Source organism: Serratia sarumanii, from assembly GCF_029962605.1.
Taxonomy (GTDB): domain Bacteria; phylum Pseudomonadota; class Gammaproteobacteria; order Enterobacterales; family Enterobacteriaceae; genus Serratia; species Serratia sarumanii.
Genome location: NZ_CP124750.1, coordinates 1960843 through 1980778 on the forward strand (window position 1 = coordinate 1960843; position 19936 = coordinate 1980778).

At 59.1% G+C, this 19936-nt stretch carries 24 protein-coding genes; 17 read left to right on the top strand and 7 right to left on the bottom strand.

Going from position 1 to position 19936, the window contains the following annotated elements:
- A complete protein-coding gene (exoX, locus tag SSARUM_RS09355) occupies positions 1 to 669 on the bottom strand; it encodes an exodeoxyribonuclease X (protein WP_004928833.1) in 669 nt (222 codons plus the stop codon).
- 423 nt (positions 670 to 1092) lie between these two features.
- Between exoX and dksA the strand changes: the two genes are divergently transcribed.
- Together dksA and pip are read left to right on the top strand one after the other, a co-directional pair.
- Positions 1093 to 1518 (top strand): RNA polymerase-binding protein DksA, encoded by a 426-nt coding sequence (dksA, locus tag SSARUM_RS09360; protein WP_033638066.1) that lies wholly within the window; start codon positions 1093 to 1095, stop codon positions 1516 to 1518.
- Between the two features lie 202 nt (positions 1519 to 1720).
- Positions 1721 to 2674, top strand: a complete 954-nt coding sequence (gene pip / locus SSARUM_RS09365; RefSeq protein ID WP_033646426.1) for a prolyl aminopeptidase — start codon at positions 1721 to 1723, stop codon at positions 2672 to 2674.
- Between the two features lie 31 nt (positions 2675 to 2705).
- On the opposite strand, the gene SSARUM_RS09370 is transcribed toward pip, so the two are convergent.
- Positions 2706 to 2936 (bottom strand): DNA polymerase III subunit theta, encoded by a 231-nt coding sequence (locus SSARUM_RS09370; protein ID WP_033642715.1) that lies wholly within the window; start codon positions 2934 to 2936, stop codon positions 2706 to 2708.
- 345 nt (positions 2937 to 3281) lie between these two features.
- Here SSARUM_RS09370 and ftnA point away from each other — a divergent pair, with 345 nt between their 5' ends.
- The 5 genes from ftnA (at position 3282) to SSARUM_RS09395 (ending at position 6699) form a co-directional block, all read left to right on the top strand.
- The gene (gene ftnA / locus SSARUM_RS09375) at positions 3282 to 3800 is read left to right on the top strand and encodes a non-heme ferritin (RefSeq protein WP_025302449.1); all 519 of its coding nucleotides are present in this window, start codon (positions 3282 to 3284) and stop codon (positions 3798 to 3800) included.
- A gap of 325 nt (positions 3801 to 4125) precedes the next feature.
- Positions 4126 to 4509 carry a copper homeostasis periplasmic binding protein CopC gene (copC, locus tag SSARUM_RS09380; RefSeq protein ID WP_060429883.1) on the top strand — a complete coding sequence of 128 codons (384 nt, stop codon included), beginning with the start codon at positions 4126 to 4128 and terminating at the stop codon, positions 4507 to 4509.
- 2 nt (positions 4510 to 4511) lie between these two features.
- Positions 4512 to 5393 carry a copper homeostasis membrane protein CopD gene (copD, locus tag SSARUM_RS09385; RefSeq protein WP_060418439.1) on the top strand — a complete coding sequence of 294 codons (882 nt, stop codon included), beginning with the start codon at positions 4512 to 4514 and terminating at the stop codon, positions 5391 to 5393.
- Between the two features lie 69 nt (positions 5394 to 5462).
- Positions 5463 to 5804 carry a YebY family protein gene (locus SSARUM_RS09390; protein ID WP_025302452.1) on the top strand — a complete coding sequence of 114 codons (342 nt, stop codon included), beginning with the start codon at positions 5463 to 5465 and terminating at the stop codon, positions 5802 to 5804.
- Positions 5805 to 6291: 487 nt separating this feature from the next.
- A complete protein-coding gene (locus SSARUM_RS09395; RefSeq protein ID WP_230118415.1) occupies positions 6292 to 6699 on the top strand; it encodes a hypothetical protein in 408 nt (135 codons plus the stop codon).
- Here SSARUM_RS09395 and SSARUM_RS09400 read toward each other — a convergent pair.
- Entirely contained in the window at positions 6696 to 6914 is a 219-nt protein-coding gene (locus tag SSARUM_RS09400) for a hypothetical protein (RefSeq protein ID WP_033638114.1), read from the bottom strand. The genes SSARUM_RS09395 and SSARUM_RS09400 overlap by 4 nt on opposite strands.
- Positions 6915 to 6987: 73 nt before the next feature.
- On the bottom strand, positions 6988 to 7332 hold the full coding sequence (locus SSARUM_RS09405; protein ID WP_033638115.1) for a hypothetical protein: 345 nt from the start codon (positions 7330 to 7332) through the stop codon (positions 6988 to 6990).
- A 291-nt stretch (positions 7333 to 7623) separates the two neighbouring features.
- Between SSARUM_RS09405 and SSARUM_RS09410 the strand changes: the two genes are divergently transcribed.
- The 5 genes from SSARUM_RS09410 to SSARUM_RS09430 all read left to right on the top strand — a co-directional run bounded on the left by SSARUM_RS09410 (position 7624) and on the right by SSARUM_RS09430 (position 10659).
- Positions 7624 to 7974 carry a DUF4377 domain-containing protein gene (locus SSARUM_RS09410; protein ID WP_033638116.1) on the top strand — a complete coding sequence of 117 codons (351 nt, stop codon included), beginning with the start codon at positions 7624 to 7626 and terminating at the stop codon, positions 7972 to 7974.
- 183 nt (positions 7975 to 8157) lie between these two features.
- On the top strand, positions 8158 to 9357 hold the full coding sequence (gene fabV, locus SSARUM_RS09415; RefSeq protein WP_060429885.1) for an enoyl-ACP reductase FabV: 1200 nt from the start codon (positions 8158 to 8160) through the stop codon (positions 9355 to 9357).
- A gap of 227 nt (positions 9358 to 9584) precedes the next feature.
- Positions 9585 to 9803 carry a hypothetical protein gene (locus SSARUM_RS09420; RefSeq protein WP_033646423.1) on the top strand — a complete coding sequence of 73 codons (219 nt, stop codon included), beginning with the start codon at positions 9585 to 9587 and terminating at the stop codon, positions 9801 to 9803.
- A gap of 171 nt (positions 9804 to 9974) precedes the next feature.
- The gene (locus SSARUM_RS09425) at positions 9975 to 10280 is read left to right on the top strand and encodes a hypothetical protein (RefSeq protein ID WP_033646422.1); all 306 of its coding nucleotides are present in this window, start codon (positions 9975 to 9977) and stop codon (positions 10278 to 10280) included.
- Positions 10281 to 10323: 43 nt separating this feature from the next.
- On the top strand, positions 10324 to 10659 hold the full coding sequence (locus SSARUM_RS09430) for a hypothetical protein (RefSeq protein ID WP_033638120.1): 336 nt from the start codon (positions 10324 to 10326) through the stop codon (positions 10657 to 10659).
- Between the two features lie 37 nt (positions 10660 to 10696).
- Here SSARUM_RS09430 and dcuR read toward each other — a convergent pair whose 3' ends face one another.
- From dcuR to SSARUM_RS09445, 3 genes are all read right to left on the bottom strand, one after another.
- Complete coding sequence (gene dcuR, locus SSARUM_RS09435; RefSeq protein WP_060429887.1) at positions 10697 to 11416, bottom strand: two-component system response regulator DcuR; 720 nt, start codon at positions 11414 to 11416, stop codon at positions 10697 to 10699.
- Positions 11409 to 13022, bottom strand: coding sequence for a sensor histidine kinase (locus SSARUM_RS09440; protein WP_060429889.1), 1614 nt, complete (start codon positions 13020 to 13022; stop codon positions 11409 to 11411). Before SSARUM_RS09440 ends, dcuR begins: the two co-directional genes overlap by 8 nt.
- Before the next feature lie 125 nt (positions 13023 to 13147).
- Complete coding sequence (locus tag SSARUM_RS09445; protein ID WP_060429890.1) at positions 13148 to 13990, bottom strand: class I fructose-bisphosphate aldolase; 843 nt, start codon at positions 13988 to 13990, stop codon at positions 13148 to 13150.
- 484 nt (positions 13991 to 14474) lie between these two features.
- On the opposite strand from SSARUM_RS09445, the gene SSARUM_RS09450 reads away from it, so the two are divergent.
- The 5 genes from SSARUM_RS09450 to SSARUM_RS09470 all read left to right on the top strand — a co-directional run bounded on the left by SSARUM_RS09450 (position 14475) and on the right by SSARUM_RS09470 (position 19910).
- Positions 14475 to 15404 carry a sugar ABC transporter substrate-binding protein gene (locus tag SSARUM_RS09450; RefSeq protein WP_033638124.1) on the top strand — a complete coding sequence of 310 codons (930 nt, stop codon included), beginning with the start codon at positions 14475 to 14477 and terminating at the stop codon, positions 15402 to 15404.
- A gap of 75 nt (positions 15405 to 15479) precedes the next feature.
- Positions 15480 to 16964: a sugar ABC transporter ATP-binding protein gene (locus SSARUM_RS09455; RefSeq protein WP_140926702.1), complete on the top strand. Its 1485-nt coding sequence runs from the start codon at positions 15480 to 15482 to the stop codon at positions 16962 to 16964.
- Between the two features lie 15 nt (positions 16965 to 16979).
- Positions 16980 to 18020, top strand: a complete 1041-nt coding sequence (locus tag SSARUM_RS09460) for an ABC transporter permease (RefSeq protein WP_025160279.1) — start codon at positions 16980 to 16982, stop codon at positions 18018 to 18020.
- Between the two features lie 65 nt (positions 18021 to 18085).
- On the top strand, positions 18086 to 19006 hold the full coding sequence (locus SSARUM_RS09465) for a sugar ABC transporter substrate-binding protein (RefSeq protein WP_033653836.1): 921 nt from the start codon (positions 18086 to 18088) through the stop codon (positions 19004 to 19006).
- 139 nt (positions 19007 to 19145) lie between these two features.
- On the top strand, positions 19146 to 19910 hold the full coding sequence (locus SSARUM_RS09470) for an SDR family oxidoreductase (RefSeq protein ID WP_282494637.1): 765 nt from the start codon (positions 19146 to 19148) through the stop codon (positions 19908 to 19910).
- Positions 19911 to 19936 lie beyond the last annotated feature (26 nt).

Genomic DNA, 19936 nt, shown 5'->3' on the forward strand with positions numbered 1-19936 from the left:
TTAGCCAATCAGATAGTATTTCAGCGTGTGTTTCATGTCCGGGCTCAGATCGTCGATGGATTTCAGCATCCAGCGCAGATAGCCGGGATCTTCCTGGGCGATGCGATCGATCTCCTGCCCGCGATACTTGCCGAATTTGAACTTCTTCAGCAGCACCGGTTGTTCGGTGATCTGCACCATTTGCTCCGGCGTCCAGCCCGAATCCTTGATGATGCGTTGCAGCAGCGCGGCGGTGACGTAGCAGTCGTACAGCGCGCGGTGCGGGTACAGCGTGGCGTCTGCCGGCAGCTGCACGTCCAGGTTCAGCGCGTAGCGCAGATATTGGTTGCCGTACTTGATGTCCGGATACAGCGTGCGCGCCAGCTTGAGCGTGCAGATCCAGGCGCCGTTCATCTCCGGCAGCACGCCGCGATCGAAAGCGGCGTTGTGCGCCACATAGTAGGGGCTGCCCTGATAGCGGCCGATTGCCACCGCAATGCGCGGTTTGCCTTCCACCATTTGCTCGGTGATGTGATGAATCGCCATCGCGTCGAGGCTGATGGGGCGATCCGGGCTGACCAGATCGCTCATCGGGTTGGTCAATTGGCCGTCGAGCAGATCGAGGGAGGCCACTTCCACCACGCCGCCGTCCAGCCCACAGGTCTCGGTATCTATTACGCGTAACGTCATGTTTTCCTCTGCGTTGCCGTCAGGCCTCAGCTTAACTGGCACAAGCGGCCGTGCCAACCGCGCCTTGCTGCAGCCAATAAAAAACCCGCCAAGGCGGGTTTAATGACGGATGGAAGGGCGCTTACTCACCAGACGGATGCGCTTTTTTGGCGCGTTTCTCCGCACGTTTCTCAGCTGGGGTTTTCAACGGCTTCTTCTTCGCATTCTTTTTGCTATCCATTCCCTTACTCATGATGGCCTCTCGTTACCTATGATTGGGTGGCTTGCTCAGCCATTAACCGCCTAAAGCCAAGAGGATGCAAGCGGCAAAGTGCAGATTTAGGTTAACTGGCTGTTTGTGCATGAAATTTTGTTTTTGGATGACCGGGTGTTAAAAATAAATATTATGTTATAATGTTACACTTTTGGTGTTGGGAGAGCGCAATGACAGTCATGACGTTACCGGATGCGCAGCAACTGCTGGCCATGCCGGATTCTGATTATATGAACTCGGTTCAACGGGCGTTTTTCCGCCAGCTGCTGCAGGATGAGCGGCAAAAGCTGCTGCTGCACATCGATGAGCTGAAAAAAGAGATCGATGGCGGCGAAGCGACGGGCGATGAAGCCGACAAGGCGGCGCGCGAAGAGGAGCTGCGCCTGCTGTTCCGCCAGTTGGATCGCGAAAGCCGCCTGCTGCCGAAAATCGATGCGGCGCTGGCAAGGTTGCAGAACGGCGAGTACGGCTACTGCCGGGAAACCGGCGAACCTATCGGGCTGGCGCGCCTGCTGCTGCGCCCGACGGCGGAACTGAGCATCGAGGCGAAAACCGCGCAGGAGATGCGCGAGCCGCATATGCGCAAAGGTGGCTAACTGAGTTCCCGGGGGGGGGGGGGGGGCGAATGCGCCCCTCAACCGATCGCGCCTGTGGGCATTTTGCAGGCAGGTCGTTGTGATTTTGAGCAAACGCGCGCCGAGTTCTCGGCGCGCGTTCTAGTTTTCGGGTTTTACCGTTGACCTACCGGGCGGCTTCCGCTTTGATGAAAGCATGACTCACAGAGAGACGGAAAGCGCCATGGAACAATTACGAGGTTTGTACCCGCCGTTAGCGGCATACGACAGCGGTTGGCTGGACACTGGGGATGGCCACCGGATCTACTGGGAGCTGAGCGGCAACCCGAACGGTAAGCCGGCGGTCTTCATTCATGGCGGGCCGGGCGGCGGCATCTCCCCGCATCATCGCCAGTTGTTCGATCCCGAACGCTACAAGGTGCTGCTGTTCGATCAGCGCGGCTGTGGCCGCTCCCGTCCGCATGCCAGCCTGGACAACAACACCACCTGGCATTTGGTGGCCGATATCGAGCGGCTGCGCGAAATGGCCGGCGTCGATCAATGGCTGGTGTTTGGCGGTTCCTGGGGGTCGACGCTGGCGCTCGCCTATGCGCAGACCCACCCGGAGCGCGTCAGTGAAATGGTGCTGCGCGGCATCTTCACCCTGCGCAAACAGGAGCTGCATTGGTATTACCAGGACGGCGCGTCACGCTTCTTCCCGGACAAATGGGAGCGCGTGCTGTCCATTCTGTCGGATGAAGAGCGTAAAGATGTGATCGCCGCCTACCGGCAGCGGCTGACCTCGGCCGATCCGCAGGTGCAACTCGAAGCGGCCAAGTTGTGGAGCGTGTGGGAAGGGGAGACGGTCACGCTGTTGCCGAGCCGCGAATCCGCTTCGTTCGGCGAGGATGATTTCGCGCTGGCGTTCGCCCGCATTGAAAACCACTATTTCACCCATCTGGGCTTCCTGGAGAGCGATGACCAGCTGCTGCGCAACGTGCCGCTGATCCGCCATATCCCGGCGGTGATCGTCCACGGCCGCTATGATATGGCCTGCCAGGTGCAGAACGCCTGGGATCTGGCCAAGGCCTGGCCGGAAGCGGAATTGCATATCGTGGAAGGGGCGGGGCATTCGTATGACGAGCCGGGCATCTTGCACCAGCTGATGATCGCCACCGACCGGTTCGCCGGCAAGTGACGCAAAAAACCCGCCGTAACGGCGGGTTTTGTTATTTGGCCTTCGGCTCGTACGGCAGGCGCGAAAACTTGTGGGATTCCGCGCGGTAGTGCGCCACACGCTCGCGAAAATAGTCGCGCAGCGGTTCCGGCTGCTCGCGCTCCACCACTTCCGGGATCACCGGCATGTTGTAGCGCTCTTTGTACGCCACGCCAGAGGCGGCGAGATCCACGTTCACCCTGTCCATCTCTTCTTTGGACAGCTCGGCCAGATTATAACCCACGCTATGCTCCTTACTTACTTTGCCGCATTGAACCTGCGCAGAAGGTAATCCACCCGGCGACGCTTGGCAAGCCCGTAGCGCCGCCGCGGCGGACGATATTTTCCAAAGAGTAATGCAATCTATTTATTCTTTTAAATAAGAATGATTCGCTTTTTGATTAAAATAAAAGATGGGAATAATTATCATAATAATTAGCGTAAATCTCTATATGTTTTTATGTGATTGATTTTAATCAAATAAATAATTAATATTGATCGGATGTAAATAAGGTGTTTTTATTTTTACGGCAGCAGGGCATAATGCGCGGAAATTAAATTCATGACCTGCAAAATAAAAGGAATCATTATGCTGACGCAAGAAATGACTCAAAAGCTGAATGAGCAACTGAATCTGGAGTTCTACTCCGCGAACCTGTACCTACAAATGAGCGCATGGTGCAGCGATAAAGGCTTTGAAGGCGCCGCCGCATTTCTTAAAGAGCACTCTCAGGAAGAGATGCAGCATATGCAACGTCTGTTCGACTACCTGAGCGACACCGGCTCTTTGCCGCTGCTGGGCAGCATCGCCGCGCCGCCGGTGGCGTTCGAATCGCTGGCGGACGTGTTCCAGCAGACCTACGAACACGAACAGCTGATCACCCGTCAGATCAACGAACTGGCGCACGCCGCCATGACCGCACACGATTATTCCACCTTCAACTTCCTGCAGTGGTACGTGGCGGAGCAGCACGAAGAAGAGAAACTGTTCAAATCCGTGCTGGATAAGCTGGCGCTGGTGGGCACCAGCGGCAAAGGCCTGTTCTTCATCGACAAAGATCTGAAGAAAATGGGCGCGATGGGCCAGGGCGGCAACGGCCAGGCTTAATTCGCACCAGAATATCGAAAAACCGCGCGCGGGCGAGCCTGACGCGCGGTTTTTTTTTACCCTGCGTTTATCGCGGTTATGCGGCGATACGTGCTGCCGGATCGCAAAATACCAGTGATGCGCTCGACTTGCCGCAGCGCGGTCGCTATGATTTACCGCGATACGCTACAGGGATGGTAGAGTCAAAACAGCGGGTTAGCCGATACAACCCGTTTTTCTGTTTACCCGTGGCGCAATCATTTGCGGTGGGTTGGGGCCGCTGATACATCGCCTTGGCTGTGGCCTTAACCCTTATGACCCTCTTTTACTGTTAAGGGATACCACTGTGATCGGTAAAATTCGTTCCTCTTGTCGCCTGCTTTCCACCGTTTTCGTCCTGTTCGTCGGCCTGTCTTCGCAGCAAGCGCTGGCGCACGCCCACCTGAAAGTGGAAACGCCGAAGGCCGACGCCAGCGTCAGCCCGGCGCCGAAGGCGCTGACCCTCAGCTTCTCCGAAGGCATCGAACCGAACTTCAGCGGCGTGAAAATCACCGGCCTGGACAACGCCGTGGTGAAAACCGGCAAGCTGCAGCTCGATCCGAACAACAACACCCAGGTCAATGTGCCGATCGAAGGCGAGCTGAGCGCGGGCAAATACAACGTCAGCTGGCATGTGGTGTCGGTCGACGGGCATAAAACCAAAGGCCAGTACAGCTTCACCGTAAACTGATCGTGAGTCTGGCGACCCTGTTCGTTCTGTGTCGCTTGGTGCACTTTGCGGCGGTGATGCTGATGTTCGGCATCAGTCTGTTCACCGCCTTACTGTCACCGCAGCGCCTCTCCCCGATCCTCTCCCGCGATGTGCGCCCGCTGCTGCTTGCCAGCACCTGGATTGCCGGGCTTTCCGCCGTGGCGCTGCTGGCCATTCAGGCCGGGCAAATGGGCGACGGTTGGGAAGACGCCTGGCGGCTGGAGGTCTGGTGGGCGGTGCTCGGCACCACCTTCGGCGAAGTGTGGCGCTGGCATCTGGGCCTGTCGCTGCTGGCGATCCTGAGCCTGCTGCTGCCGGAACGGCCACGCGCGCAGGCGTTGGCGCTGTGCTCGGTACTGCTGCTGGTGAGCCTGGCGTTTATCGGCCACGCGGCGATGCACGAAGGCGCGCTGGGCGCGCTGCACCGCGCCAACCATGCGGTACACCTGCTGGCCGCCGGCTACTGGTTCGGCTGCCTGGCGCCGCTGCTGGTTTGCCTGCGCTACCTGCAGCCGCCGCAGTGGCGCAGCGACGCCATCACCACGCTGATCCGTTTCTCGCGCTGGGGGCACCTGGCGGTGGCGGCGGTGATCGTCACCGGCATCGTCAACAGCCTGATCATTCTCGGCGGTTGGCCGCTCAACCTCAGCTCGCCTTATCAGCGCCTGCTGCTGATCAAAACCGCGCTGGTGGCGCTGATGGTGATGGTGGCGCTGGCCAATCGCTACGCCATAGTGCCGGCGATGAGCCGCGTGCCAGCGCTGGCGCAGCGCGGCGTGGTGCTGGCCTGCTGGCTCGAAGTCGGGCTGGGGATGGCGGTGCTGCTGCTGGTCAGTTTATTTGCAACCTATGCGCCGGTATGACATTTCAGCTTGCCGCAGGCCGGCAAGCTGCGGGAAAATCGACGCGAATAGCAACCTTAAGGCCAACACATGAAATCGGTATTACTCGGCATTACGCTGCTGGCAACCGCGACCGGCGCGCTGGCGGCAGACAAACTGGTGAACATCACCAAACTGGAGTACGGCAAACAGTGGGCGTTCACCAAGGAAGAAGTGACGCTGCAGTGCCGCAGCGGCGGCGCGCTGTTCGTGCTCAACAACAGCACTCTGATGCAATACCCGCTCAACGACGCAGCGGAGCAGCAGGTGAAGAAGGGCCATCAGCGTGCGCAGCCGCTGGAGGTGCTCCTGCTGGACGACCCTGCCGAACCGGGGAAAAAAATGAGCCTGGCGCCGTTCATTGAACGCGCCGAGAAGCTGTGCGCTGACTAACCGCTTATTTGCCAACGCCTTGCCCAAGGTGCGCGGATTGATGCGCCTTTGCCGCATAGTTATTTCGTCACGAAACTATCACGCGGCCGCCGGGCGGCTGGCAAAACTGGCGCGGTAGGCTACTCTTAAAGTGCACGGCTGAACAAGCCCTGCATTAAATGCCAACTTTTAGCGCACGGCTCTCTCCCAAGAGCCATTTCCCTAGACCGAATATAGGAATCGTATTCGGTCTTTTTTTGTGTGATTGATTTATAAGGAAATTCTATTTAAGGCACCACCAACAATCCCCGCTCCTCTTTTCGAGTCATAGCCACCAACCCGATCTCCATCCTTATTCCCCATCCGCACATATCGCTAATTTCGCCGCACCAAAAGTCATTACGTCATTTATGGCGCTGATAAGCTCCGGTCATTGCTCCCATCACCGGTTAAATGAGAGTGGCATTATGGGGAATATCAAGGCATTAGGCGTTATAAAAGGAAACCTGTGTTGAACGATCGGTTGAGCCAGTTGAAGAGGGCGCTGCCCGGTTATCTCGAGGCGTGGCGTGAGGGGGCTTTACCCTCTGACTGGGGGCAGGTGGCTAATCCTGAAGTGGTTGCCGCCCTGTTGGCGGAGTGGGAGGCGCTAAGCGAATTGGCGTCGCTGTTCGAAACCGCGACTGAAACCCCAACCGATCCCGCCGCGTTTTGGCAGGCGCGCGCCGAGCTGATGGCGCAGCGCAATCATGAGCTCAATGACCAACTGGCGACGCCAATCCGTTTGCCCGGCGCACGGGTAGCCTTCTTTGGCTATGTGAAAACGGCGGTGATGGACGCCAGGCAGGTGAAGGCGGCAATTCGCGATGCCGGTTTTACCATTGCGGGCGACAGCCAAAATGAGAACACGGCTTAGCGCGGCTTCTTCTCAAATTTCTCGGCAAAAAAGAACCGCAGCAATTTATGGGTCCACAGCAGCATTGCGCCGACCACCACCAGCGAGACGACGAAATGCGACAGGTTTTTCGGCGCGGCGTAGCCGTGAGTAAAAGAAACCCCGGCGCCGCTGAGCAGCAGGGTGGCGATCCAAAAGCCGAGTAGCAGGCACAAGGTACGGAACAGTTTAAACATTGTTATCACCGAAATGCTGAAAGCGCCGACTGAACGGAAAGACTCAGCCGGAGCTCTGATTAGTTAAAACCGCTTAGCGAGAGCAGGTGTTGCCACCCTTGTTGCTATTGTTATTGCAGTTGCTCTTGTTGCCGCCTTGCCCCATGCCGACGTTGCCGCCACCTTTGCTGGCCTCTTTGAAACAGCCGCCGTTGAGCGCGCCCAGCGCCAGACCGCCAAGCCCCCCTAGTGAGCCGGTGATGATGCCGTTAATGCAGTCCGGGGAGGTGTGTTTCTGGTACATATTGCCGTCCGACGATTTACCGCCCCCGTTCTTGTTGCCACCGTTGTTGTTGACGCGGCCGTTGCTGCCGCGGTTGTTGGCAAAGTTACCTGCGCCGGCGATCAGGTGAAAATATTTAGCCTCGATCTCTTGCATAAAACTCCCTCTTTATCGATTCGGTTAAATGGCGTATAGCTTGCGCAAGCCAACTGTTTTTAACAGAAAAAACGGCGGGGATAATTACCGGTTCGGATAAGAACAGAGAATTTATTTAAGAGTATTTTCCAGGCTTATGAGAGTGATGGTGAATGATATTCTCGACGAGGGGGTAGGCGAGCCACCTCGGGCCTTTGCAACGAATGGTCTATCTGCGGCACGCAGCAAGGTTCAATTCACCCGGCCAATTTGTTAGGATCGCCCGACCTACATGACTATTGGTGCAGTACATTGAAAATTAAAGCGTTGTTATTTGTTGCGTTGGCCGCACTGGCCGGCTGCAGCCAGGAGGGAACCTCGATGAATCAGCCCGCAAACGAGAAAGGCGGCCAAACGGAAGTGTTGCTGGTGAACAGTGCGCTGGTGGACTGCGTGGGCGTCGCCCCGATGAAGTGCATGCAGGTGCGCCGCTCCGCGCAGCAGCCGTGGGAGTTGTTCTATACCGGCATCGAAGGTTTCACCTTCGAACCGGGCTATCAGTATCGGCTGAAAGTGCGCGTTACTCCGGTAGAGAACGTGCCGGCCGATGCCTCATCGCTGCGTTACACGCTGATTGAGCAGTTGGAAAAGAACAAGGCGTGACCCTCGACAGGCCGGGTAATCGCAATCCGGCCTGCCATGATTATCCCTTTACCATCATGACATGCCTCGGCGGCGGGCTTGCCGACTGGTCTGTTCACTGCGCTTGTTTTCGCACTTTCTTAAGTATATTGAGAAAATCAGGTATATTGTCCTTCGGTTTTTAGCTACCAAGAAAAAATTACTATGATTATCAAACCTAAAATTCGTGGTTTTATCTGCACCACCGCTCACCCGGCAGGCTGTGAAGCCAACGTCCGTGAGCAAATCGCCTACGTTAAGTCGCGCGGCGAACTGAAAAACGGGCCTAAAAAGGTGCTGGTCATTGGTGCATCCACCGGTTACGGTCTGGCCTCGCGCATCAATGCCGCTTTCGGCAGCGGTGCGGCCACCATCGGCGTATTTTTCGAGAAGCCTGGCAGTGAAGGCAAAACCGGTTCCGCCGGTTGGTACAACTCCGCCGGTTTCGACAAGGCAGCTAAAGAAGAAGGCCTGTACGCGAAAAGCATCAACGGCGACGCATTCTCCAACGAGTGCCGTCAGACCGTGATCGATCTGATCAAAAAAGACTTGGGTCAGGTTGACCTGGTGGTTTACTCGCTGGCTTCGCCGGTGCGTAAGATGCCGGAAACCGGCGAAGTGGTGCGTTCCGCACTGAAGCCGATCGGCGAGCCGTACAAATCCGTCGCGCTGGACACCAACAAAGACGTGCTGGTTGAAGCCGTGGTCGAGCCGGCCAACGAGCAAGAAATCGCCGACACCGTGAAGGTGATGGGCGGCCAGGACTGGCAGCTGTGGATGGACGCGCTGGACGAAGCGGGCGTGCTGGCGGATAACGCGCAGTCTGTCGCTTACTCCTACATCGGCACCGATCTGACCTGGCCAATCTACTGGCATGGTACGCTGGGCAAGGCGAAAGAAGATCTGGATCGCGCGGCGCACGCCATCAACCAGAAGCTGCAGGCCAAAGGCGGCGCGGCTTACGTTGCGGTGCTCAAGTCGGTGGTGACTCAGGCTTCCTCTGCCATTCCGGTGATGCCGCTGTATATCTCCATCGTGTTCAAAATCATGAAGGAGCAGGGCATTCACGAAGGCTGCATCGAGCAGATCCAGCGTCTGTTCGCCACCAAGCTGTACAGCGGCACGGCGCCGGACACCGACGAGAAACACCGCCTGCGTCTGGATGACTGGGAACTGCGCGACGAAGTGCAGGAAACCTGCCGTGCCATCTGGCAGCAGTTGAACGACAACAACATCAACGAACTGACCGATTATCAGGGCTACAAGGCGGAGTTCCTGCGCCTGTTCGGCTTTGGCCTGCAGGGCGTTGACTACGACGCCGATCTGAGCGGCGAAGCCAACTTCGACGTGATCGAGCTGGTCTAAGCGCGTCGAGCGGTCAAACAAGGTCGGGTTAGCCCGGCCTTTTTTATTGCCTGCGAATTATCGGGTGGTTAAGCGAAAATGTTTATTTTGGGTTAACAGACGAACCGGGTGATTAACATCGGCAGTCGGATGGTGAAATAACGGCGGTTATTAAACTAAAGAAAGTCATTTTTTTATTTACCCTTGCCGCCGGCTGCGGGTATTTTATTTCCTTTAAGGAGGAAATTATGACATGGCGTTATTGTGCCACGGTATCGTTGTTTTTGTTGAGCGGCTGCAGCGCGATTCAGCCGACGTCGACGTCCCCAGACTGGTCTCAGCCGCAGCCTGCCACGCGGGAGCAGCGGCAACGCATCATGGCGGGTGAGTCCGCCTCCTCGGTATTACATGAAGGAAACGTCGGCATTGGCGGCACCTTTGATGGGGCGAAAATATTCGATCGTTAAGCCGCTAAATATATTCAGCCAAATTAATGCGCGCATTCTGCCGATATTGTCGGAGGGTTTACCTCTCCTGCGTTATTCTGCCGTGGCCCAACCATTCATTGCGTTAACAGACAATTCGTTTTCCTTATAGGGAACCGCCGGTTTATTTCGGCGTAATCAAAGGAGTTGCCCATGGCGAAGGAGATGGCCGCGATCTTTCTCTTGCTGTTGCTGCCGTTAAGCCAAAGCGCCGGCGCGGCGCGTTACGACAGGCCGTGCGAAGGCGTGTCGCCGGTGCTGTTTCAAAAGCGCCTGAAAGCGTTGGCGCAGGATTTGCGGCAGGAAATGAGTGAGGAAGCGACGCCGACAGAGCGCGATGCGGAGGAGCTGGCGCGCTTGGCGGAGTGCGGTATCGAGCCCGGCAAAGCGCCCGTCACCGGTGGGCAGCGAGCGCCGCATTCCGAGGAAAAACCGCCGGCATCGCCAAACGGTTGTTGAGCCGGCGTGCGCGCAGAGTCAAGCGATGTAAAAGGAGTCATTGATGAAAAGGATAGTGTTGGCCGGCGTGGCCTTGTGTAGCTGCTGCTTCGCGCAGGCGCGGGTGGATTTGGAATACCATGCGGCGCCGCCGAAGGACAGTAAGGTCACCGAGGAGTACCAGAAAAAGCGCGACGCATTGCGCCACAAGGTGTGGAATGTCGATAACCTGACGCTGGCCAACGAGCAGGCGATTGCGCGCGAACAGCAGCGCGAGGCGGCAGAGACCGCCGAGCGGCAGCAGCGGAACCTGGAGCAGCAGCAGAAAAAGCAGCGCTGCCTGCGGAGACACTCGAAAGATCCTCACCGCGAGGCGAAGTGTTACACGCACAGCTTCTAACATTAATCGTCCGGGCGCCATCAGCGCCCGGCGTCGTTTAGGCCGGGCGGCAATGCTCCTTCAGCATGGCGATCGCGTCCGGTTTCAGCTGATACAGATAGACCGGGCGGCCGGTGGCGCCGTACAGAATACGGGTGCCGAGAATGCCGCTCTCCGCCAGATAGATGAGGTACTTGCGGCAGGACACCCGCGAAATGCCGATGGCGTTGGCCAGATTGTCGGTGGAAAACTCGTTATCGTGCTGCTGTTCGATCCACTCGCAGACCGTGCTCAGGGTGATGCTGGTCAGCCCCTTCGGCAGCTTTTTGCTCTCCTGGCCGCCGGGCTGGCGGCGCAGCAGGCTGTCGACGTCGGCCTGCGAAAACTCGCGCTGCGCCAACAGCTGCGACTGCTGCCGGTAGTGGCTCAGCGCCTCCTTGAAGCGGCTGAACTGGAACGGTTTGATCAGATAATCCACCACCCCGTAGTGCAGCGCTTTTTGCACCGTGTTCACGTCGCTGGCGGAGGAGATGATGATCACGTCGGTCTTCTCGCCGAGCTCGCGCAGGCCGGGCAGCAGATCCAGCCCGTTCTCCTGCTGCATGTAGATATCCAACAGCACCAAATCGATGCTGATGCCGGCATCGGCCAGCAGCGCGCGCGCCTGGCTAAGAGTGGCGACCGTCGCCTGGCAGTGAAAACCGCCGACCTGGCTCAGGTAGTATTTGTTCAGCTCCGCCACCATCGGGTCGTCGTCGACAATCAGTACGTTAATCATGGGTTCTGCTCTTGGCCTGATAGGGAAGGTGCACGAAAAATTGGGTCAGCTCGCCCGGTTCGGACTCGAAATCGATGCTGCCGCCCAGTTTCTCCAGATGGCTGCGGATCAGCGCCAGGCCGATGCCACGTCCGGTTCCCTTGGTGGAAAATCCGTGTTCGAAGATGCGCGCGCCGATCGCCGGATCGATGCCGGGGCCATCGTCGCTGACGATACAGTGTAATTGATCGTCGTGATGATGGAAGCTCAGGCCGATCTCGTGGCCCTCAACGCCGTCGATGGCGTCGATGGCGTTTTCGATCAGGTTGCCGAGCACGCTGATCAGCACGTGCGTGGTTTCCGCATCGTCGGTTTCCGGCAGCAGGCTGGTTTCCTCGATGGTCAGCTCGATGCCGGCCTCGTGGGCGCGGCTGATCTTGCCGATGAAGAAGCCCGCCACTTCCGGCGAGTGGATCTTGCGCAGCAGTGCGCCGATCTCTTCCTGATAATTGCTGGCGGTGTTGATGATGTAGCTTTCCAACTGCTGATAGGCCTTCATGTGCAGCATGCCGAGTATCACATGCAGCTTGTTCATAAACTCGTGCGATTGTACCCGCAGCGCGTCGGCATAGTGCGCCATGCCGCTCAGGCGCTGCAGCAGGCGGCTGACCTCGGTTTTGTCGCGGAAGGTGGCAATGGCGCCGGTCACCTGGCCGTTGACGATCACCGGCACGGTATTGGTCAGCAGTTCGCTGCCGTTGAAGCCGATCTGCCGATCGCGCAGCGGCTTGCCGTCGGCCAGCACCTCCGCCAGATGCAGCTGCGCCGGCCAATGCTTGCTGGCGGCGTCCAGCAACAGATTTTCCACCGGGCCGCTTTGGCGCAGCAGGCGCTTGGCTTCGTCGTTGACGATGGTGATGCGGGATTCAGTATCGACCGCGATCACGCCTTCTTTAATCGACTGCAGCATGGCGTTGCGCTGTTCGAACAGGTTGGAGATTTCGTAAGGCTCGAAACCCAGCATGATGCGCTTGAGCGCGGAGACCAGGAAGAAGGTGCCCAGGCTGCCGACCAGGGCGGCGAAGGCGATGGTCCAATAGATGATCCAGCGGCTCTCCGCCACCACCCGCTGCACGGTGTCCAGCGCGATGCCGAGCGCCACCACGCCGATTTGTTGTTTCTGCGCGTCATACACCGGCACGAACACCCGCAGCGCCGGGGCCAGCGTGCCGCGGTTGATGGCACTGTTGACGTTGCCTTGCAGCGCGGGCGCCAGATCGTCGCCGATAAAATGCTTGCCGATCAGCCAGGGTTTGGGGTGCGAATAGCGGATACCCTGCATATCTACCACCACCACGAACAGCAGCTCGTTTTGATGGCGCACCTGCTCGGCGAAGCGCTGAATGGCGCCGCTTTGCTCGCGCCGCTGCAGGCCGTCAACTACGGTGCTGGAGAGCGCCAGCGTATTGGCGACGGCGATGGCTTTCTGCTGCAGCTGATCTTGCCCCTCGCGGCTCATCTGCACGAAAAACAGCGCGAACACCACCAGCAGCACCGAAGCGATGATGGCGGACACCATCAGCGTGATGGAGGTGCTCAGCTTGAGCGGCACCCGTTGTTTTGGCATGGCGGTTCTCCGAATGGCGATATCACGGCGTATTCTAGCGAGGAATGAGGCAAGCTGCAGTTACCGGCAGCAGGTTATAGCATGCTGCCGGGGAGCGGGGGGCTTATTTTAGTTACAAAAGCGGGTCACTGCTGGTGGTAGATCTCCAGCGCCTGTTGGCCGCTGGCGCCCTGATGGATGATTGCCATCAACGCGCGCACCACCTGCGACGGATTGCTGTGTTGATAGACGTTGCGGCCGTAAACCATGCCGGAGGCACCCTGGGCCATCAGCGCGGCGGATTTCTCCAGCACCGGCCCCAGCTCCCCCTTGCCGCCGCCGCGCACCAGCGTCGGGCAGCGCGCCGCTTCCACCACGCGGTGAAAATCTTCCACCCGCTCGGTTGGATCGGCCTTGATGATGTCGGCACCCAGCTCGCGCGCCAGCCGCACCAGCGGCACGATCTTCTCCACGTCGCCGAGCGAGCCGTAGGCGGCGCCCTGGCCGGCCGGCGTCATCACCAGCGGTTCGATCATCAGCGGCATGGCGTAGCGATCGCAGGCGTGGCGCAGGCGGCCGATGTTCTCCACGCACTGGCGGAAAATGCCGGGCTCATCCGGGATCATATACAGATTGACCACCACCGCGGCGGCGTCCATTTGCAGCGCCGCCAGGATTGGCGCCTCCGGGTTGTGCAGCACCGCCCACATCTCGCGGTGGCGGGCGGCGTTATAGGCGTTGCCGACGTCGGTGCGCATCACCAGCGCCGGTTTTTCGCGCTGCGGCGCGCGCTGCAGCAGATCCGCCTGGCCGTAGTTGACCTGAATGGCGTCGGGGCGCGCGGCGATCAGGTTGCCCATCACCCGTTCGATATCTTCCAGGCCGATCAAGAAATCCGGTTCGTTGGCGATGCCGTGATCGATCGCCACGTCCAGGCACTTGCCGTTGTTGAACAGGCGGTTCATCCGCACCTTGCTGCTGAGCTGCATGTCAGGTCCTCCTGAGATAGGGATATGTCCATTATTGCCGAGTAAGGATGGTCGGGAAACGCGGAAACCGCAAACTGCGCGGCCGCTCGCAGTTTTTGCCGGCGCACGAAAGGGGAACGCTCGCCAGCGGCTTGCACTTCATTTGTTAGATCCGTGTCATGTTTTTGTTAATAAGCCATTCCAAAATGCATGTTTCGCTTGTTTGGGTTAAAAAGTTTCAATAACCTCAATTATGAAATAAACATTTAAAAAAGCGGTAAAGACGCCGTTTGTTGTGCCAGGGGTTTATTTCAATTGGTTGTTTTTAATCTGTTTTGAGACATCGATCACCATTTTTACAACGGCCTTGATACGGCGATAACGCGGTAAATTCGCCGTATCAAAGGGATAACACCGACCGTATTGTTGTTTGAATGTAAAAAATATTTTTCATTAGCTGTCAACCAACAGACCTCTTCATTCTAACGATTAAAGGGTAACGAACATGAAGCTGAAGAAACTGATCGCCGCCTCGGTACTGATGTGCATGCTGCCGGCCAGCGTGCTGGCGAAAGACATCAAGATCGGCGTTTCCATGGCTTACTTCGATGACAACTTCCTCACCATTCTGCGCCAGTCGATGCAAAACAAAATGAAGGCCGACGGCAACGTCAGCGGCCAGTTCGAAGACGCCAAGGGCGATATCGCGCAGCAAATTCAACAAATCGAAAACTTCGTCAGCCAGGGCGTCGACGCCATCATCCTCAACCCGGTGGATACCCAGGGCGTCAAGCCGATGATCAAGCTGGCCGAGAAGGCCAAGATCCCGCTGGTGTTCGTCAACCGCAAGCCGGAAGTGGCGCTGCCGGCCGGCATGGCCTACGTCGGCTCCGACTCCAAGCTGGCCGGCAAGCTGCAGATGGAGGAACTGGCCAAGCTGATGAACGGCAAGGGCAACGTGATGATCCTGATGGGCGAGCTGTCGAGCGAAGCCACGCGCGACCGCACCCGCGGCGTGGAAGAGGTGGCGGCCAACTACCCCGGCATCAAGATTATCGATAAGCAAACCGCCAAATTCTTCCGCAAAGAGGCGGTAGACGTCACCACCGACTGGATTTTGTCCGGCCAGCAGATCGACGCCATCGCCTCCAACAACGACGAAATGGCCATCGGCGCTATTTTGGCGCTGAAGCAAGCCAAGAAATCCGGCGTGCTGGTGGCCGGCGTTGACGGCACGCCGGACGCGCTGGAGTTCATCAAGAAGGGCGATCTGGCGCTGAGCGTGTTCCAGGACGCCAAAGGCCAGGGCGAAGGCGCGGTGCAGACCGCCGTTCAACTGGTGAAAGGCGAGAAAGTGGAGAGCAACGTGCTGATCCCTTACCAGCTGATCACCCAGGCCAATTACCAGCAATTCGCCGATAAAAACAAGAAATAAGCCTTGAAGCCCGCCGCGGGCGCCGGTGTGGGGCGAGCGCGGCGGAAAACGTGGGTCAGTGCGGAGGTAAGCGGTATGTACCCTTATGTTCTTGAGGCCGAAGGCATCAGCAAGCAGTTCCCCGGCGTCAAAGCGCTGGATAAGGTCTCGATTAAAATCAAACCCGGCAGCGTGCACGCGCTGATGGGGGAAAACGGCGCGGGCAAATCGACGCTGATGAAATGCCTGATCGGCATCTACCACCCGGACGAAGGCTCGATAAAAATCAAAGGCCGGCCGGTCACCTTCAGCGACACGCTGCAGGCGCTGCATTCGGGCATTTCCATGATCCACCAGGAGCTGAACCTGGTGCCTTACATGACGGTGGCGGAAAACATCTGGCTGGGGCGCGAGCCGGCGCGGCTGGGGTTCGTCAACCACGAACAGCTGAACGAACAAACCCGCGAGCTGCTGGCGCGGCTGAACATCAAACTGCAGCCGGACACGCTGGTGGGCGAGCTGAGCATCGCCAATCAGCAGATGGTGGAGATCGCCAAGGCGGTGTCCTACAACGCCGACGTGCTGATCATGGACGAACCGACCTCGGCGCTGACCGAAGGCGAAGTGGTGCACCTGTTCGCCATCATTCGCGAACTGCGCGAGCAGGGCAAAGGCATCATCTATATCAGCCACAAGATGGACGAGATCTTCGCCATTACCGACGAAGTTAGCATCTTCCGCGACGGCACCTTCATCGCCTGCGACAAAACCGAAAACCTGACCAAACAGTCGCTGATCACCATGATGGTGGGGCGCGAACTGACGCAGATATTCCCCAAATTCAACAACAATATCGGCGAGGAAGTGCTGCGGGTGGCGGGGCTGCGCCGCAGCGGCTGGTTCCATGACGTGTCGTTCAGCGTCAAGCGCGGCGAGATCCTTGGCGTCGCCGGGCTGGTGGGCGCCGGGCGCAGCGAAGTGATGGAAAGCCTGTTCGGCATGCACCCGGCGGACGGCGGCGAGATCTTTATCGAAGGCCAGGCGGTGAAGGTGGATTCCCCGGCGAAGGCGATCGAGAGCGGGCTGGCGTTCCTCACCGAAGACCGCAAGAAATCCGGCCTGTTTCTGGTGCTGTCGGTGGTTGAGAACATGAGCATCGTCAACCTGTCGGAATACATCGGCAAGAACGGTTTCGTCAGCCACGTGCAGATGGCCAAAGACTGCATGGAGCAGATTAAAAAGCTCAACATCAAAACGCCGACCATGGATCAGATCATCAATAACCTCAGCGGCGGCAACCAGCAGAAGGTGCTGATCGCGCGCTGGCTGCTGGCGCAGCCGAAAATCCTGATCCTCGACGAACCGACGCGCGGCATCGACGTGGGGGCGAAAGCGGAAATCTACCGCCTGATCAGCGAGCTGGCCAACCGCGGCGTCGCCATCATTCTGGTCTCCTCCGAGCTGCCGGAGATCCTCGGCATGAGCGACCGGGTAATGGTGATGCACGGCGGCCGCATCACCGGCATTTTGGACAAAGACGACGCGGACCAGGAGAAGATCCTGGCGCTGGCCTCAGAATAACGAAGGGTGAACATCATGAGTAACGTAAAGATTGAGAAGCCGCTCTCCGCCGATTCAACGGGCAAGGGAACGCTGTTCTCCGGGCTGAGCGGCAAAATGCCGAAGGATACCGGCATCTTCATCGTGATGATCGGCATCGCGCTGATCTTCGAAATCCTCGGCTGGTACATGCGCGATCAGTCGTTCCTGCTGAATCCGAACCGCCTGCTGCTGATCGTGCTGCAGGTGGCGATCATCGGCATCATCGCGGTGGGCGTCACCCAGGTGATCATAACCACCGGCATCGATCTCTCCTCCGGCTCGCTGATTGCGCTGACCGCAGTGGTGGCGGCCAGCCTGGCGCAGACCTCGGACAGCATCTCGCCGATGTATCCGGGGCTGCTCGATCTGCCGGCGGCGATCCCGATCGGCGCGGGGATCGGGGTGGGCATCGTCTGCGGCTTTATCAACGGCTTCCTGATCACCCGCACCGGCATTCCGCCGTTCATCGCCACGCTGGGGATGATGGTGTCGGCGCGCGGCCTGGCGCAGTACTACACCAAGGGCAACCCGGTCAGCTTCCTGTCGGACGGCTTCACGTCAATCGGCCAGGGGGCGATGCCGGTGATCATCTTCCTGGTGATTGCGGTGATCTTCCATATTGCGCTCAAGCACACCCGCTACGGCAAATACATCTACGCCATAGGCGGCAACATGACCTCGGCGCGGGTCTCCGGCATCAACGTCAACAAGTACCTGGTGACTGTTTACACCATCGCCGGCGGCCTGGCGGGGTTGGCGGGTGTGGTGCTGGCGGCGCGCGTCAGCAGCGGCCAGTCGAGCATGGGGATGTCGTATGAGCTGGACGCCATCGCCGCGGCGGTGATCGGCGGCAGCAGCCTGATGGGCGGCGTCGGGCGCATCACCGGCACGCTGATCGGCGCGGTGATCCTGGGCCTGATCAAAAGCGGCTTCACCTTTATCGGCGTCGACTCTTACATTCAGGACATCATCAAGGGCGTGATTATCGTCGCCGCCGTGTCGATCGACATGCGGCGCAACCGTAAAAAACACTGATTGCCGTGAATTGCCGCCGGCGTCAGGGTTGGCCGGCGGCGTTTTTTTTACCTGGGGGGCACATCATGAACTACCTGAAAGGGCTGTGGCTGGCGGTGGCGCTGTGCGCGTCTACCCCGGCATGGGCGCAAACCATCGGCGTGTCGATGGCCTATTTCGACCAGAATTTCCTCACCATCATCCGCCAGGCGATCGACAAGGAGGCCAAGGCGCGCGGCATCACCGTGCAGTTCGAGGACGCGCGCGGCGACGTCGGCCGCCAGACCGATCAGGTGCAGAGCTTTATCAGCGCCGGGGTGGACGCGATTATCGTCGATCCGGTCAACTCGGCCAGCACGCCGGTGATGACCAAAATGGTGCAGGCCGCCGGCGTGCCGCTGGTGTACGTGAACCGCACGCCGGGCGATGCCAAACTGCCGCAGGGCGTGGTGTTCGTCGGCTCCGACGAGCGGGAATCCGGCACGCTGCAGATGGAAGAGCTGGCGCGGCTGGCCGGCTATCAGGGCAACGTGGCGGTGATGATCGGCAACCTGACCGACGCCGGCGCGCTGCAGCGCACCAAAGACGTGGAGCAGGTGGTGAGCAAGTACCCGAAAATGAAGGTGGTGCAGAAGCAGAGCGCCAACTATTCACGCAGTGAAGGTATGGATCTGATGATGAACTGGCTAACCAACGGTGAAGCGATCGACATCGTCGCCGCCAACAACGACGAAATGGCGATCGGCGCAATCATGGCGCTGCAGCAGGCGGGCAAGGCGGACAGGAAAGTGCTGATCGGCGGCATCGACGCCACGCCGGACGGCCTCAAGGCGCTGGCCTCCGGCAAGATGCAGGTCACTGTGTTCCAGGACGCGGTCGGCCAGGGCAAAGCCTCGGTCGATGTGGCGCAGCGCATGATCAACGGGGAAAAACTCGAACCGTATTACTGGATCCCGTTCGAGCTGGTGACGCCGGCCACGATGCAGAAGTATGCGGCCAGGCCGTGAGTTAACCGTCAGATTCGCGTTGCCGGGGCGCTGCTTGCAGCGCCTTTTTTATTGGCGTCAGTTACATGTCCGCTTGCGGCCAGCGCGGCGCCGGATCTTGCCTCACACTGAGGATCTTTAAACCGTGTGAGGATGAGCGATGAATGCATTAAACGGCAAGGTGGCGGTGATCGGCGGCGCCAGTTCGGGGATCGGCAAAGCGGCGGCGCTGCTGTTCGCCCGCCAGGGGGCTGCGCTGGTGTTGGGCGCGCGGCGCGAGCCGCTGTTGGCGGAGCTGGTGGAGGACATTCGGCGCGAGGGCGGCCGGGCGCTTGCGGTGGCGGGCGACGTGCGTGACGAAGCCTTCGCCGAACGGCTGACGGCGACGGCGGTCGACGAATTCGGCGGGCTGGATATCGCCTTCAACAACGCCGGCACCTTGGGGGCGCTGGGGCCGTCGCTGGCGTTGAGTGCCTCAGAGTGGCGCGAGGTGCTGGAAACCAACCTGTCCAGCGCCTACTACGGCGCCAAATATCAAATCCCCGCCATGCTGGCGCGCGGCGCGGGCTCGGTGATTTTCACCTCCACCTTCGTCGGCCACACCGCAGCGTTTCCCGGTACGGCGGCCTATGCGGCCGGCAAGTCGGGGCTGATCGGCCTGACGCAGGCGCTGGCGGTGGAATTCGGAGGACGCGGCATTCGGGTGAACGCGCTGCTGCCGGGCGGCACCGATACGGCAATGGGGCGGCAGATGAGCCATACCCCGGAGGCATTGGCGCAGGTGGCCGAACTGCACGCGCTGAAGCGGTTGGCGATGCCGGAGGAGATCGCGCAGGCGGCGCTGTATCTGGCGTCTGACGCTGCTTCATTCGTCACCGGCACCGCGATGCTGGTGGACGGCGGCGCGTCCATCCAGCGCGGCTGAGGCCACGGGCGCCGTGGCTTCAACGG

Excerpts from the sequence above, each read along its gene's own strand:
- pip (WP_033646426.1), top strand. The coding sequence starts at position 1,721 with ATGGAACAATTACGAGGTTTGTACCCGCCGTTAGCGGCATACGACAGC.
- SSARUM_RS09470 (WP_282494637.1), top strand. The coding sequence starts at position 19,146 with ATGAATGCATTAAACGGCAAGGTGGCGGTGATCGGCGGCGCCAGTTCG.
- SSARUM_RS09420 (WP_033646423.1), top strand. The coding sequence starts at position 9,585 with ATGACATGGCGTTATTGTGCCACGGTATCGTTGTTTTTGTTGAGCGGC.
- SSARUM_RS09430 (WP_033638120.1), top strand. The coding sequence starts at position 10,324 with ATGAAAAGGATAGTGTTGGCCGGCGTGGCCTTGTGTAGCTGCTGCTTC.
- SSARUM_RS09425 (WP_033646422.1), top strand. The coding sequence starts at position 9,975 with ATGGCGAAGGAGATGGCCGCGATCTTTCTCTTGCTGTTGCTGCCGTTA.
- dcuR (WP_060429887.1), bottom strand. The coding sequence starts at position 11,416 with ATGATTAACGTACTGATTGTCGACGACGACCCGATGGTGGCGGAGCTG.
- fabV (WP_060429885.1), top strand. The coding sequence starts at position 8,158 with ATGATTATCAAACCTAAAATTCGTGGTTTTATCTGCACCACCGCTCAC.
- SSARUM_RS09445 (WP_060429890.1), bottom strand. The coding sequence starts at position 13,990 with ATGCAGCTCAGCAGCAAGGTGCGGATGAACCGCCTGTTCAACAACGGC.
- ftnA (WP_025302449.1), top strand. The coding sequence starts at position 3,282 with ATGCTGACGCAAGAAATGACTCAAAAGCTGAATGAGCAACTGAATCTG.
- exoX (WP_004928833.1), bottom strand. The coding sequence starts at position 669 with ATGACGTTACGCGTAATAGATACCGAGACCTGTGGGCTGGACGGCGGC.
- SSARUM_RS09450 (WP_033638124.1), top strand. The coding sequence starts at position 14,475 with ATGAAGCTGAAGAAACTGATCGCCGCCTCGGTACTGATGTGCATGCTG.
- SSARUM_RS09405 (WP_033638115.1), bottom strand. The coding sequence starts at position 7,332 with ATGCAAGAGATCGAGGCTAAATATTTTCACCTGATCGCCGGCGCAGGT.
- SSARUM_RS09390 (WP_025302452.1), top strand. The coding sequence starts at position 5,463 with ATGAAATCGGTATTACTCGGCATTACGCTGCTGGCAACCGCGACCGGC.
- SSARUM_RS09440 (WP_060429889.1), bottom strand. The coding sequence starts at position 13,022 with ATGCCAAAACAACGGGTGCCGCTCAAGCTGAGCACCTCCATCACGCTG.
- SSARUM_RS09455 (WP_140926702.1), top strand. The coding sequence starts at position 15,480 with ATGTACCCTTATGTTCTTGAGGCCGAAGGCATCAGCAAGCAGTTCCCC.
- dksA (WP_033638066.1), top strand. The coding sequence starts at position 1,093 with ATGACAGTCATGACGTTACCGGATGCGCAGCAACTGCTGGCCATGCCG.
- SSARUM_RS09465 (WP_033653836.1), top strand. The coding sequence starts at position 18,086 with ATGAACTACCTGAAAGGGCTGTGGCTGGCGGTGGCGCTGTGCGCGTCT.
- SSARUM_RS09400 (WP_033638114.1), bottom strand. The coding sequence starts at position 6,914 with ATGTTTAAACTGTTCCGTACCTTGTGCCTGCTACTCGGCTTTTGGATC.
- SSARUM_RS09460 (WP_025160279.1), top strand. The coding sequence starts at position 16,980 with ATGAGTAACGTAAAGATTGAGAAGCCGCTCTCCGCCGATTCAACGGGC.